The organism is Mycobacterium sp. IDUB_5 (assembly GCF_055419565.1).
The window spans coordinates 218924-230996 of the sequence record NZ_JBVAXX010000003.1 but is presented as its reverse complement, the minus strand read 5'-3'; the positions used below and the strand labels follow the sequence as shown (position 1 = coordinate 230996).

Genomic DNA, 12073 nt, shown 5'->3' with positions numbered 1-12073 from the left:
CACGACTGAAGGGGACTCATGACCAACAGCGAAGGCCCGTCGCTGAAGCCCGCACTGGGTCGATACGGGGTGTGGACCGGTCAACCGGTCACCCCCGAGCAGGCGGTCGACATCGAGAAGCTCGGCTACGGCACCGTCTGGGTGGGCGCCTCACCGGCTGCCGCTCTGGACTTCGTCGAGCCAATCCTGGAGAAGACCGAGACCCTGCAGGTGGCGACCGGCATCGTCAACATCTGGACGGCCGACGCGAACGAGGTGGCCGAGTCGTACCACCGCATCGAGAAGGCGTTCCCCGGCCGGTTCGTGCTGGGCGTGGGTGTCGGGCATCCCGAGCACCAGGATCAGTACGCCAAGCCGTATCAGGCGCTGGTCGACTATCTCGACGTGCTGGACGCCGCGAAGGTTCCCACGAGCCGCCGCCTGCTCGCCGCGCTCGGACCGAAGGTGCTGAAGTTGTCCGCACAGCGCAGCGCCGGCGCGCACCCGTATCTGACCACCCCGGTGCACACCGGGCAGGCCCGCGAGTTGCTCGGTCCGACGGTGTGTATTGCGCCCGAGCACAAGGTCGTCCTGACCGACGATGCGGCCACCGCCCGCGAGGTCGGCCGGCAGACCGTGGACTTCTACCTGGGGCTGTCCAACTACGTCACGAACTTGAAGCGGCTGGGATTCACCGACGAGGACCTGGAACGGCCGGGCAGCGACCGCTTGATCGACGCGGTGGTCGCCTACGGCTCGCCGGACCAGATCGCGGCGCGGCTCGACGAGCACCTGCAGGCCGGTGCGGACCACGTGGCGATCCAGGTGCTCGGCGGCGGCGACGAGCTGATGTCGACGCTGGAGGAGTTGGCCCGCCCGCTGGGCCTCACTCAGAGCTAGGCGTTGATCGTGGTCTGCTCGTCGATGATGCGCATCGCGTCCATCAGTGCGGGCTGCTGATCCAGCGGTCCTTGCGCGTCGAGGGCCAGCAGGTACAGGCCCTGCGGCGCGGTGATCACGACGGTTTTGCGGGCGACGAACGTCGGTTGCCCGTTCAGGGTGGCGGTGCCCGCGACCTGCACGGCGTCGAATCCGCCCAGGGTGCTGGGCTGGCCGGTGGTGGGGCCGTCCCAGCCGGGGGCCCGCGTCACGGCGTTGGGTGCGTATTCGAGCAGCTTGGCCGTGTCGACGCTGCCGTTGACGCGGGCCATCCGCGCGATGATCGCCGGCGGATTGGGCGCCTGTTTGGCGGCTTCGAGGTAGATCGCGCCGTAGGCGTCCTTGGGGGTGTCGGCGCCGACGTCCGCCCACCCGGGCGGCATCGGCAGGTTCAGTTGGGGCACGCCGGGCTCGCCGCGGGTGACCATCGTCTGGGTGATGTTGTTCTGCTTGAGGTATTCGGCGATGGTCGGGGCTGGCGACGAGGGCGCTGCCTGTGCTGATGTCTGTATTGACGCCTGAGCCGGTGTTGGCGGCGGGTCGACGTTGTCCGAGGTGTCCTTCGAACCGCAGCCGGTGAAACCGATCATCACCGCCGCGCAGGCGCAGATCAGGGCTGGTATCCGCATGGCGATCCTCCTTCGTCCTGCGCATCAGGGAAGCACACCAGCCGGCAGGTCAAGATCCATTACGGCGGATAGAGTCGGCAACTATGCGATTGCTGGTCACCGGGGGAGCCGGCTTCATCGGCGCAAACTTCGTCCACGCCACCGTGCGTGAGCGCGACGACGTGAGCGTCACCGTGCTCGACGCCTTCACCTACGCGGGCAGCCGCGAGTCACTCGACCCGGTGGCCGGCGACATCCGCCTGGTCGAGGGCGACATCACCGATGCCGACCTGGTCGGCCGGCTGGTGGCCGAGTCCGATGCGGTGGTGCACTTCGCCGCCGAAACCCACGTCGACAACGCGCTGGCCGATCCGACGCCGTTCGTGCACACCAACGTGCTGGGGACCTTCACGGTGCTCGAAGCGGTGCGCGCCAATGATGTTCGGCTGCACCACATCTCGACCGACGAGGTGTACGGCGACCTGCCGTTGGGTGATCCGGTGCGGTTCACCGAGGACACGCCGTACAACCCGTCGAGCCCGTACTCGTCGACCAAGGCCGCCTCGGACATGCTGGTGCGCGCCTGGGTGCGGTCGTACAACGTGGCCGCGACACTGTCGAACTGCTCGAACAACTACGGCCCGTACCAGCACGTGGAGAAGTTCATTCCACGCCAGATCACCAACATCCTCACCGGGCGGCGGCCGCGACTGTACGGCGCCGGGGCCAATGTGCGGGACTGGATTCACGTCGAGGACCACAACAGCGCGGTGTGGCGCATCCTGACCGACGGGGACATCGGCCGCACCTATCTGATCGGGGCGAACGGCGAGCGTGACAACCTCACGGTGCTGCGCACGATCCTGCTGTTGATGGACCGCTCCCCCGACGATTTCGACCACGTCGTCGACCGTGCGGGACACGATCTCCGGTACGCCATCGATCCGGGACCGCTGCGCGACGAACTGAATTGGGCGCCACGGCACACCGACTTCGAGGAGGGGCTGCGCGAGACGATCGCGTGGTACCGCGACAACGAATCCTGGTGGGCGCCGCTGAAGGACGCCGTCGAAGCGCGCTATTTGGTGCGCGAAGGATGAAGGTTCGCGAGCTCGCGGTTCCCGGCGCGTGGGAGCTGACGCCGACCGTGCACGGTGACTCGAGGGGCGCGTTCTTCGAGTGGTTCACGGACACGTCCTTCACTGCGATGACGGGGCACTCGCTCGATCTGCGGCAGGCGAACTGCTCGGTGTCTTCGGCCGGGGTGCTGCGCGGCGTGCACTTCGCACAGTTGCCACCGAGCCAGGCCAAGTACGTGACCTGCATGCGCGGCGCCGTCGTCGATGCCGTCGTCGACATCAGGGTCGGTTCGCCGACCTATGGCACCTGGGATGCGGTGACGCTCGACGACGAAACCCATCGGGCTGTGTACCTGTCCGAGGGGCTGGGCCACGCTTTCCTTGCGCTGCAGGACAACTCGATCGTCACCTACCTGTGCTCGGCCGGCTACGATCCCACCCGCGAGCACACCATCGATCCGCTGGATCCGGAGATCGGCATCGACTGGGCTGCCTGGCTTCCCGCGGCCGAGCTGAACCTGTCCGACCGGGACCGCGCGGCACCGAGCCTTGGCGACATGCGTGATCGCGGCCTGCTTCCCACCTGGGAGGAGTGCCTGGCGTTCGCCGAAACCCAGCGCGGCTAAGGCCCCTGGTCGTCTTCGGGCAGGAGGTGGCGTTCGGGATGGTGATAGCCGTTCGTGCGTCGTTGGCCGGTGTCGAGGTCGGGTGGGGGGAGCCATTCGACCTGGCCCCGCTGGTTGATGCGGGTGGTCCAGCCGGTCTGCTCGACCATTCGATTATCAGGTCCACACGCCAAGGTGAGGTTGGTGATGTCGGTGGCGCCGCCGCTTTTCCAGCCCTCGACGTGGTGAACCTGGGTCCAGTAGCCGGGCGCGCTGCAGCCGGGTCGGGTGCAGCCGCGGGCCGCGGAGTGCAGCATGATCCGCTGCGCCGGACTCGCCAATCTCTTGGTACGCCCCAGATACAGCGGCTGGTTGGTGTGCTGATCGAACACCGCCAAATAGTGGTGGGCGTGGGAGGCCATGCGGATCAGATCGGCCATCGGCAACAGCGACCCGCCGCCGGTGACCGCCACCCCCGCACCCTTCTCCAGTTCTTGCAGCGTGGTCGAGACGATGACGGTGACCGGTAACCCGTTGTGCGAACCGAGGTCTCCGGAGGACAGTGCCATCCGTCCGACCGCCAGCCATGCATCGTGGTTGCGCTGCGCCGCGCTCCTGGAGTCAGTGCGGGCTTGCTCCTCATCGGGTTCGCCCTCGACGCAGGGGGTTTCGTCGTCGGGGTTGCACATCCCCGGCGCCGCCAGTTTGGCTTGGATGGCTTCGTAGTGGGCGCGGGCTTCGGGGGTGAGCCACCCAGATAGTCGGCTCATTCCGTCGGCCTGCTGGGCACCGAGCTGGATGCCGCGCCGGCGGGCGCGGTCGGCGTCGGTGGGTTCGGGGCCGTCTTGGTCGATCATCGCCGCCAACCGATCCGCCGCCTTCTTCAGATCCTCCGGGGTGAGTCCCGCACCCAACTCCGCCAACTGGCGGTCGGCGGCGGCGCGGGTGTCGACATCCACCCACACCGGCAACTTTTCGTGGAATTTCGCGATGACGGCGACGTGGTCGGCATCCAGAGCGCCCGCAGCCTGCGCACTAGCGGTGGCCTCCCATACCGGTGGCAACGCCTCCCCTGTCAGGGCCTGCCGCGGACCCAACGCGGCCGCCTCGGCCAGGCGGCGTTTCGCGTCCGTCTCCGACACTCGCAGTGCAGTGGTCAGCACCTTCTTCCACGACGCCTCCCCGAGCCGCCGCGGCTCCGTCTCTGCCGTAAACCGCGCCAGGATGTGATGCTCCAAGACCGGCACGCTGCGAACCAGCGTCGTCACCTCGGCCATCAACGCCACCAACTCGCGATGCGACAACACGTCAGAGGCGTCGCGCAGGATCGCCAACTGAGCCCGCATCACCCCTATCGCGTCGGCAACCACATCCATATATCGAACACTAGTTCGAACCACCGACAACAACAGGACCCTTGTCACCCCCGCCCAGCATTACTAGGATATCCAAGTATCGACCAGGCGGAAGGCTCCTCATGATCACGCGTATCCCCCATTTCATCGACGGTAAGCGCAGCGAACTCGCGTCCACACGGACCGCGGATGTGATGAACCCGAGCACCGGCGAGGTCCAAGCCCAGGTGCTACTCGCCTCCACAGCTGATGTCGACACCGCGGTCGCCTCGGCAGTCGAAGCGCAGAAGGAATGGGCGGCGTGGAACCCGCAACGCCGAGCGCGGGTGATGATGAAGTTCATCGAGCTGGTCAACGCCCACACCGACGAACTCGCCGAACTGCTGTCCATCGAGCACGGCAAGACCGTCGCGGACTCCAAAGGCGACATCCAGCGCGGCATCGAGGTCATCGAGTTCGCCATCGGCATCCCCCATCTACTCAAAGGTGAGTTCACCGAAGGCGCCGGCGGCGGCATCGACGTCTACTCCATCCGCCAACCCCTGGGCGTCGTCGCCGGCATCACCCCGTTCAACTTCCCCGCGATGATCCCGCTGTGGAAAGCCGGTCCCGCCCTGGCATGCGGAAACGCGTTCATCCTCAAACCCTCCGAGCGCGACCCCTCAGTCCCGGTGCGGCTGGCCGAACTGTTCCTCGAGGCCGGTCTGCCCGCCGGGGTGTTCCAGGTCGTCCAGGGCGACAAGGAAGCCGTCGACGCGATCCTGCACCACCCCGACATCGCCGCCGTCGGCTTCGTCGGGTCCTCCGACATCGCGCAGTACATCTACTCCACCGCCGCCGCCACCGGGAAACGTTCCCAGTGCTTCGGCGGCGCCAAGAACCACATGATCGTGATGCCCGACGCCGATCTCGACCAGGCCGTCGACGCACTCATCGGCGCCGGATACGGCAGCGCCGGGGAGCGGTGCATGGCGATCAGCGTCGCCGTCCCGGTCGGCGAAGAGACCGCGAACCGGCTGCGTAACCGGCTCGTGGAAAGAGTCAACCAGCTGCGCGTCGGGCACAGCCTCGACCCGAAAGCCGACTACGGCCCGCTGGTCACCGCCGCCGCCCTCGAGCGGGTGAAGAGCTACATCGCCGCGGGTGTGGAGGCCGGCGCCGACCTGGTGGTCGACGGCCGCGAACGCGCCACCGACGAACTGTCCTTCGACGACCACAGCCTCGAAGGCGGCTACTTCATCGGCCCCACGCTGTTCGACCACGTCACCACCGACATGAGCATCTACACCGACGAGATCTTCGGCCCCGTGCTGTGCATCGTGCGCGCCCACGATTACGAAGAGGCACTGAGCCTTCCGAGCACCCACGAGTACGGCAACGGCGTGGCGATCTTCACCCGCGACGGCGACGCCGCCCGCGACTTCGTCTCCCGCGTGCAGGTCGGCATGGTCGGGGTCAACGTGCCCATCCCGGTTCCGGTGGCCTACCACACCTTCGGCGGCTGGAAGCGCTCCGGCTTCGGCGACCTCAACCAGCACGGCCCCGCCTCGATCCAGTTCTACACCAAGGTCAAAACCGTCACCGAGCGCTGGCCCTCGGGCATCAAAGACGGCGCCGAATTCGTCATCCCGACCATGAAGTAGCGACGTGGACTTCTTCAGCCTCGGCGATGACGACCGCGTGATCGCCGAGACGGCTGCGGCGTTCGCCGAAAAACGCATGGCGCCCTACGCTTTGGAGTGGGACGAGACGCACCACTTCCCCACCGACGTGCTGCGGGAGGCAGCCGATCTCGGCATGGCCGCGATCTACTGCCATGAAGACGTCGGCGGCAGCGGGTTGCGGCGCATCGACGCCGTACGGATCTTCGAGCAGCTCGCGACCGCCGACCCGACCGTCGCCGCGTTCCTGTCGATCCACAACATGTGCGCGTGGATGATCGACACCTTCGGCACCGATGAACAGCGCAAGGCATGGGTGCCACGGCTGGCCTCGATGGACGCGATCGCCAGCTACTGCCTGACCGAACCGGGCGCGGGCTCCGACGCAGGCGCCCTGCGCACCAAGGCGGTTCGCGACGGTGACGGGTGGGTGCTCGACGGCGTCAAACAGTTCATCTCCGGCGCGGGTGAGTCCGACGTCTACGTCGTGATGGCGCGCACCGGTGCCGATGGCCCGAAGGGCATCTCCGCGTTCATCGTCGAGAAGGACACCGCCGGGCTGAGTTTCGGCGCCGACGAACAGAAGATGGGATGGAACGCCCAACCCACCCGACAGGTCGTCCTCGACGGCGCTCGGGTTCCCGCCGACGCGCTGCTCGGCGGCGAGGAGGGCACCGGCTTCGGCATCGCGATGAAGGGGCTCAACGGCGGCCGCATCAACATCGCGGCCTGCTCGCTGGGCGGCGCTCAGGCGGCGTATGACAAGGCGACCGCCTATCTCACCGACCGGCAGGCCTTCGGCGGGGCGCTGATCGACGAGCCCACGATCCGGTTCACGTTGGCCGACATGGCGACCGCGCTCGAGACGTCGCGAATGATGCTGTGGCGAGCGGCAACTGCGCTCGACGAGGACCACCCCGACCGGGTGGAGCTGTGCGCGATGGCCAAGCGGTACGTCACCGACGCCTGCTTCGACGTCGCCGACCAGGCGCTGCAACTACACGGCGGGTACGGCTATCTGCGCGAGTACGGCTTGGAGAAGATCGTCCGCGATCTGCGGGTGCATCGCATCCTGGAAGGCACCAACGAAATTATGCGCGTGGTGGTCGGGCGGGCAGCTGCCGCGCGGGCCCGCGCCTCGTGAGGAGAGAGCTGTCATGACGACGATCGCGTTCCTGGGACTGGGTCACATGGGCGGGCCGATGGCTGCGAACCTGGTGGCCGCCGGGCACACCGTGCGCGGCTTCGACCCGGTGGTCGGCCTGCGTGACGCCGCCGAGGAAAAGGGCGCGGCGGTGTTCCACAGCGGCGCAGAAGCGGTCAATGGAGCCGAGGTGGTGATCACGTCTCTGCCCAATGGCGACATCGTCAGAGCTGTCTACGACGAGGTGCTGCCCGCCGCGACCAGTGGAGCGCTGCTCATCGACACGTCGACGATCTCTGTCGACGACGCCCGCGCTCTTCACACCAGGGCCACCGAGCGCGGCCTCGCGCAGATCGACGCACCCGTCTCGGGCGGTATCAAGGGCGCGACCGCGGGCACGCTCGCGTTCATGCTCGGCGGTGAGGTCGAGGCCGTCGAGCGGGCCCGACCGGTGCTGGAACCGATGGCGGGCAAGATCATCCACTGCGGCGACTCGGGCGCGGGCCAGGCCGCCAAACTGTGCAACAACATGGTGCTCGCCGTGCAGCAGATCGCGATCGGCGAGGCGTTCGTGCTCGCCGAGAAGCTCGGCCTGCCCGCGCAGTCACTGTTCGACGTGATCACCGGCGCGACCGGAAACTGCTGGGCGGTGCACACGAATTGCCCTGTGCCCGGGCCTGTTCCGACGTCACCGGCCAACAACGACTTCACGCCCGGGTTCGCGACCGCGCTGATGAACAAGGACCTCGGTATGGCGATGGCGGCGGTGGAGTCGACGGGGTCGCAGGCGCCGCTGGGCACCCACGCCGCCGAGATCTACGCACAGTTCAACGAGGCCCACGCCGACAAGGACTTCAGCGCTGTGATCGAGTTGCTGCGCGGCTAGACAGGCCCCAGCAGGATCTGCCGAATCACCGGGCGGGCGAAGCGAATCAGCTCGTCGCGGCTCATGTCCGCGACCGCGGGGTTGGCCATCACGTAGCGGGTGGTAGCCAAGCCGATGACGAACGCACCCATCATGCCGGCCCGCTGGGCGGGATGGTCGGGGGCGATCGCCGCCAGCGCCGGGCCGACCTGCGTGGCGAACACCCGCCGCATCGCGTCGACGGCGGACTCACTCGTCATCGCCGCCCTCAGGAGCGCGAGGAAGGTGCTGTCGTGCTCCCAGATCGTGAAGAACCGGGACAATAGGACATCGGCGATCTCGTCGGGTGCCACGGCCGTGAGATCGGGCAGATCGAGCGTGAAATCGGCAGCCTCGGCGAACAACTCCTGCTTGCTGCCGAAGTACCGGTTGATCAATGCCGGGTCGACGCCGACGTCGGCGGCCACCGCGCGCATCGTGGTGGCCTGATATCCCTCGGAACCGAACCGCGCACGGGCCGCGGCCAGGATCTCCGCGCGCGTCTTCGACGCGTTACGGGATCGGGTCGTGCTCATCCGCGCCAGGATAGATCCCGGCGTCTCCCCGCGACGCTAGGCGGCGGTCGGCGTGGGATGGGTGTCGCGCCAGGAGCCGTGGGCTTGCCGGCACTCGGCGACCCGGTGCAGGGCGCCCGCACCCTCGGAGCTGACGGGGATAGTCGCCATCCCGGTGCCCGTCGCGGACCTGAGGCTCGCCGGCGACCCCGCGAACGCCAGACAACATCGGGCCGAGACACCCAGCTCCGCCAGCGCCGCCCGGAACAGGTCCGCGCCGGGCGCGTCCTCGGCGGTGACGATCGCGGCCACCACGCCATCTCCGACGAGCTGGCGGACCAGCGGCGCCACCCAGGAGTGAGCCCCGGAGCTGACCACGGCGACGCTGATGCCGGCGGCGTAGGCCTCGGTGATGAGGTCCACCAGGCCGGCGCGCGCGGTGATGTCCGCGTCGAGGATCGTCGTAGCGAGTATCCGGTTCTTGCGCGCGCAGATGTCGTCGACCAGCAGTTCGGCGAGCACATCGCATTCGGAGCTGACGCCGCGCTTGCGGAGTTCGGCGGCCACCCGTCGGCGTTCGTCGCTGAGCGCCAGCAGCTGCCGGTAGCGCGCCTCGGACCAGACGATGCCGAGTCCGAGCTCGGCGAACGCCGCGTTGAACGCGAGGCGATGCCCGGCGCACTCGATGTCGGCGATCGCGTCGAGGTCGAAGACCACCGCCTGCAGAGACGGCGGCAAGCTGCTGTCAGGACCGGCCGAGTCCCACCAGAACCGACCGGCTCGCCATGCTTTCTGGTGTGAGGTCTCCATGCCCGCAATGGTGGCCCAGGTCACATTGCGGCCGCCTCCCCCATTAGGGGGATTGAGCGGGGATTCCGGGATTCCGCCTCTAAGGTGAGGGCCATGCCCAGCCCGCCGGAGCACAGCGAACCGGTGCGAATCGTGCTGGTCGACGACCACGAGATGGTGATCGAGGGCCTCAAGGCGATGCTCGCGGCGTTCGCCAGCAGGGTCATCGTGGTGGGGCAGGCGGTCGGGGCGGAGAAGGCCATGGACGTGGTCGCCGACCTCGACCCCGACATCGTGCTGTGCGACGTGCGGATGCAGGGTTCCAGCGGGCTGGATCTGTGCCAGCGGCTGCGCGAGTGCGACCAGGGCAGGCGTGTGGTGATGCTCTCGGTCTACGACGACGAGCAGTACCTCTTCCAGGCGTTGCGCGTCGGGGCGGCCGGCTACCTGCTCAAGAGCATCAGCAGCGAGGAGCTGGTGCGCCAACTGGAGTTCGTCCACACGGGGGCGACGGCGATCGATCCGGTGATGGCGGCCCGCGCGGTGGACACCGCTGCCCGCCTGCAACGCGACGAGTTCTGGCCGGGCGCGCGCCAAGGCCTCACCCAGCGCGAGAGCGAGATCCTGGCGCTGGTGGTCAACGGCCTGTCCAACCGGGCCATCGCGGCCAAGCTGGTGATCGGCGACGAGACCGTCAAGACCCACCTGAGCTCGCTGTACCGCAAGCTCGGGGTCAGCGACCGCACCGGTGCGGTCGCCACCGCTCTGCGCGAAGGCATCTACCAGTGAGCGCCCGGCCGGTCCTGACCGCCGACCGGGAGCTCGCGCTGCTGCGGGAACTGATCCAGGCGGCGTCGCGCGGGCCCGGTGTGGAACCGCTGGCAGCCGCGGCAGCCCGGATGATCACCGCGGCCACCGACAGCGACGTCTGCTTCGTGCACGTCCTCGACGACACCGAGCGGTCGTTGACGCTGGCCGGCGCCACCCCGCCGTTCGACGCAGAGGTCGGCAAGATCAGACTGCCGCTGGGACAAGGTATCTCGGGCTGGGTGGCCAGCCATCTGGAACCGGTGGTGATCCGGCGGGACAAGGAGTCCGACCCCCGCTACCTGCCTTTCGAGTCGCTGCGCGGGCGCGACTTCACCTCGATGGTGTCGGTGCCGATGGAGTCCACTCCCGGCGGGCTGGTCGGCGTGCTGAACGTGCACACCGTGGCCGAGCGTGACTTCGGGGACCGCGACGTCGAGCTGCTGCTGGTGATCGGCCGGCTCATCGCCGGAGCCATGCACCAGGCCCGGTTGCACCGCCAGCTGGTGGCCCGCGAACGCGCCCACGAGAACTTCGTCGAGCAGGTCATCGAGGCCCAGGAGATCGAGCGACGCCGGCTGGCCGGCGACATCCACGACGGCATCTCGCAGCGGCTGGTGACGCTGTCCTACCGGCTGGACGCAGCCGCGCAGGCCGCGCGCTCCCCCGACGACCGCGACGCGCTGACCGAGCAGCTGGACCGCGCCCGCGAGCTGGCGGACCTCACGCTGCAGGAGGCCCGCGCCGCGATCAGCGGTCTGCGTCCGCCGGTGCTCGACGACCTGGGACTGTCCGGCGGGCTGGCCAGCCTGGCCCGATCCATCCCGCAGGTCGGGGTCGACGTCAAAATCAACACCGATCTCGCCGACACCCGGCTGCCCGACCACATCGAGCTCGCGCTGTACCGGATCGCCCAGGAGTGCCTGCAGAACGTCGTCAAACACGCGCGGGCGACGGTGGCGCGGCTGACGTTCGGCGTCGACGACCAGACGGCGCGGCTCGAGATCGCCGACGACGGCGTCGGGTTCGACACCCTGGAACGCCCGCTCGGCAGCGACGAGATGGGCGGTTACGGTCTGCTGTCGATGGCCGAACGCGCCGAGATCGTCGGCGGCCGGCTCAACATCCGGTCCCGCCCCGGCGCGGGCACCACGGTCACGGCGACGATCCCCCTCCCCAGCCGTTAGAAGTCTCCCGCGGCACGGCGCAGCGTCTCGATCGCCGACGCCAGGGCCCGCGACTGCTCACCGGTGATGCCGAGATCGGCGAACACCTCGGTGTTCAGCGTGACCGTGGCGTCCTCGACCGTGGAGCGGCCGAGATCGGTGAGCCGCACCAGCGTCGTGCGCCCGTCGGTGGGGTGCGGGATGCGCTCCACCAGACCGTCCGCCTCCAGGCGGCGGATCGCGTGCGTGACGCTGGTGACGTGCACCTGCAGCCGGTCGGAGGCCTTGGTGATCGGCAGCGCCCCGGTCCGGCTGAACGCCAGCAGCCGCAGTAGCTCGAACCGCGAGAAGCTCAGGTCGTAGGGCCGTAGCGCGGCCTCGACCCGGGCCAGCAGGATCTGGTGAGCACGCATCACCGACGTCACCGCGACCATGCCGTCGGCCACCTCGCCCCACCCCGAGGCCTCCCAGTTGGCGCGGGCGGCAGCGATCGGGTCACGGGGCACGCCTCTTCTTACCGCA

Annotated in this window: 13 protein-coding genes; 8 read left to right on the top strand and 5 right to left on the bottom strand. The window is 68.4% G+C overall.

Annotated elements, in window-relative coordinates; translation table 11 throughout:
* Positions 1 to 18 precede the first annotated feature (18 nt).
* Entirely contained in the window at positions 19 to 879 is an 861-nt protein-coding gene (locus ACZY1G_RS10445) for an LLM class F420-dependent oxidoreductase (RefSeq protein WP_463814196.1), read from the top strand.
* Here the strand turns inward: ACZY1G_RS10445 and ACZY1G_RS10440 are convergent.
* On the bottom strand, positions 876 to 1547 hold the full coding sequence (locus ACZY1G_RS10440) for an LpqN/LpqT family lipoprotein (protein WP_463814195.1): 672 nt from the start codon (positions 1545 to 1547) through the stop codon (positions 876 to 878). The two genes, ACZY1G_RS10445 and ACZY1G_RS10440, sit on opposite strands and share 4 nt — an antisense overlap.
* A gap of 83 nt (positions 1548 to 1630) precedes the next feature.
* Between ACZY1G_RS10440 and rfbB the strand changes: the two genes are divergently transcribed.
* Together rfbB and ACZY1G_RS10430 are read left to right on the top strand one after the other, a co-directional pair.
* Complete coding sequence (gene rfbB / locus ACZY1G_RS10435; protein WP_463814194.1) at positions 1631 to 2626, top strand: dTDP-glucose 4,6-dehydratase; 996 nt, start codon at positions 1631 to 1633, stop codon at positions 2624 to 2626.
* Complete coding sequence (locus ACZY1G_RS10430; protein ID WP_463814193.1) at positions 2623 to 3231, top strand: dTDP-4-dehydrorhamnose 3,5-epimerase family protein; 609 nt, start codon at positions 2623 to 2625, stop codon at positions 3229 to 3231. Before rfbB ends, ACZY1G_RS10430 begins: the two co-directional genes overlap by 4 nt.
* Here ACZY1G_RS10430 and ACZY1G_RS10425 read toward each other — a convergent pair.
* On the bottom strand, positions 3228 to 4586 hold the full coding sequence (locus tag ACZY1G_RS10425; protein ID WP_463814192.1) for an HNH endonuclease signature motif containing protein: 1359 nt from the start codon (positions 4584 to 4586) through the stop codon (positions 3228 to 3230). The two genes, ACZY1G_RS10430 and ACZY1G_RS10425, sit on opposite strands and share 4 nt — an antisense overlap.
* A 101-nt stretch (positions 4587 to 4687) precedes the next feature.
* Between ACZY1G_RS10425 and ACZY1G_RS10420 the strand changes: the two genes are divergently transcribed.
* The 3 genes from ACZY1G_RS10420 to mmsB are packed head-to-tail and all read left to right on the top strand — an operon-like array spanning position 4688 to position 8256.
* Positions 4688 to 6208 (top strand): CoA-acylating methylmalonate-semialdehyde dehydrogenase, encoded by a 1521-nt coding sequence (locus tag ACZY1G_RS10420; protein ID WP_463822332.1) that lies wholly within the window; start codon positions 4688 to 4690, stop codon positions 6206 to 6208.
* Between the two features lie 4 nt (positions 6209 to 6212).
* Entirely contained in the window at positions 6213 to 7370 is a 1158-nt protein-coding gene (locus ACZY1G_RS10415) for an acyl-CoA dehydrogenase family protein (protein WP_463814190.1), read from the top strand.
* A gap of 13 nt (positions 7371 to 7383) precedes the next feature.
* Complete coding sequence (gene mmsB / locus ACZY1G_RS10410) at positions 7384 to 8256, top strand: 3-hydroxyisobutyrate dehydrogenase (protein ID WP_463822331.1); 873 nt, start codon at positions 7384 to 7386, stop codon at positions 8254 to 8256.
* Here the strand turns inward: mmsB and ACZY1G_RS10405 are convergent.
* The gene (locus tag ACZY1G_RS10405; RefSeq protein WP_463814188.1) at positions 8253 to 8810 is read right to left on the bottom strand and encodes a TetR/AcrR family transcriptional regulator; all 558 of its coding nucleotides are present in this window, start codon (positions 8808 to 8810) and stop codon (positions 8253 to 8255) included. The two genes, mmsB and ACZY1G_RS10405, sit on opposite strands and share 4 nt — an antisense overlap.
* Before the next feature lie 36 nt (positions 8811 to 8846).
* Positions 8847 to 9599: an HAD family hydrolase gene (locus ACZY1G_RS10400; protein WP_463814187.1), complete on the bottom strand. Its 753-nt coding sequence runs from the start codon at positions 9597 to 9599 to the stop codon at positions 8847 to 8849.
* Positions 9600 to 9692: 93 nt separating this feature from the next.
* On the opposite strand from ACZY1G_RS10400, the gene ACZY1G_RS10395 reads away from it, so the two are divergent.
* Together ACZY1G_RS10395 and ACZY1G_RS10390 are read left to right on the top strand one after the other, a co-directional pair.
* Positions 9693 to 10367, top strand: a complete 675-nt coding sequence (locus ACZY1G_RS10395) for a response regulator (protein WP_463814186.1) — start codon at positions 9693 to 9695, stop codon at positions 10365 to 10367.
* Positions 10364 to 11572 (top strand): GAF domain-containing sensor histidine kinase, encoded by a 1209-nt coding sequence (locus tag ACZY1G_RS10390; protein ID WP_463814185.1) that lies wholly within the window; start codon positions 10364 to 10366, stop codon positions 11570 to 11572. Before ACZY1G_RS10395 ends, ACZY1G_RS10390 begins: the two co-directional genes overlap by 4 nt.
* Here the strand turns inward: ACZY1G_RS10390 and ACZY1G_RS10385 are convergent.
* Positions 11569 to 12057, bottom strand: a complete 489-nt coding sequence (locus tag ACZY1G_RS10385; protein ID WP_463814184.1) for a MarR family transcriptional regulator — start codon at positions 12055 to 12057, stop codon at positions 11569 to 11571. The two genes, ACZY1G_RS10390 and ACZY1G_RS10385, sit on opposite strands and share 4 nt — an antisense overlap.
* Positions 12058 to 12073: the final 16 nt, after the last annotated feature.

What these genes read in the sequence shown, in the direction of transcription:
- ACZY1G_RS10420 (WP_463822332.1), top strand. Translation starts at nt 4,688, where the DNA reads ATGATCACGCGTATCCCCCATTTCATCGACGGTAAGCGCAGCGAACTC.
- ACZY1G_RS10395 (WP_463814186.1), top strand. Translation starts at nt 9,693, where the DNA reads ATGCCCAGCCCGCCGGAGCACAGCGAACCGGTGCGAATCGTGCTGGTC.
- ACZY1G_RS10445 (WP_463814196.1), top strand. Translation starts at nt 19, where the DNA reads ATGACCAACAGCGAAGGCCCGTCGCTGAAGCCCGCACTGGGTCGATAC.
- ACZY1G_RS10440 (WP_463814195.1), bottom strand. Translation starts at nt 1,547, where the DNA reads ATGCGGATACCAGCCCTGATCTGCGCCTGCGCGGCGGTGATGATCGGT.
- mmsB (WP_463822331.1), top strand. Translation starts at nt 7,384, where the DNA reads ATGACGACGATCGCGTTCCTGGGACTGGGTCACATGGGCGGGCCGATG.
- ACZY1G_RS10425 (WP_463814192.1), bottom strand. Translation starts at nt 4,586, where the DNA reads ATGGATGTGGTTGCCGACGCGATAGGGGTGATGCGGGCTCAGTTGGCG.
- ACZY1G_RS10430 (WP_463814193.1), top strand. Translation starts at nt 2,623, where the DNA reads ATGAAGGTTCGCGAGCTCGCGGTTCCCGGCGCGTGGGAGCTGACGCCG.
- ACZY1G_RS10405 (WP_463814188.1), bottom strand. Translation starts at nt 8,810, where the DNA reads ATGAGCACGACCCGATCCCGTAACGCGTCGAAGACGCGCGCGGAGATC.
- ACZY1G_RS10400 (WP_463814187.1), bottom strand. Translation starts at nt 9,599, where the DNA reads ATGGAGACCTCACACCAGAAAGCATGGCGAGCCGGTCGGTTCTGGTGG.
- rfbB (WP_463814194.1), top strand. Translation starts at nt 1,631, where the DNA reads ATGCGATTGCTGGTCACCGGGGGAGCCGGCTTCATCGGCGCAAACTTC.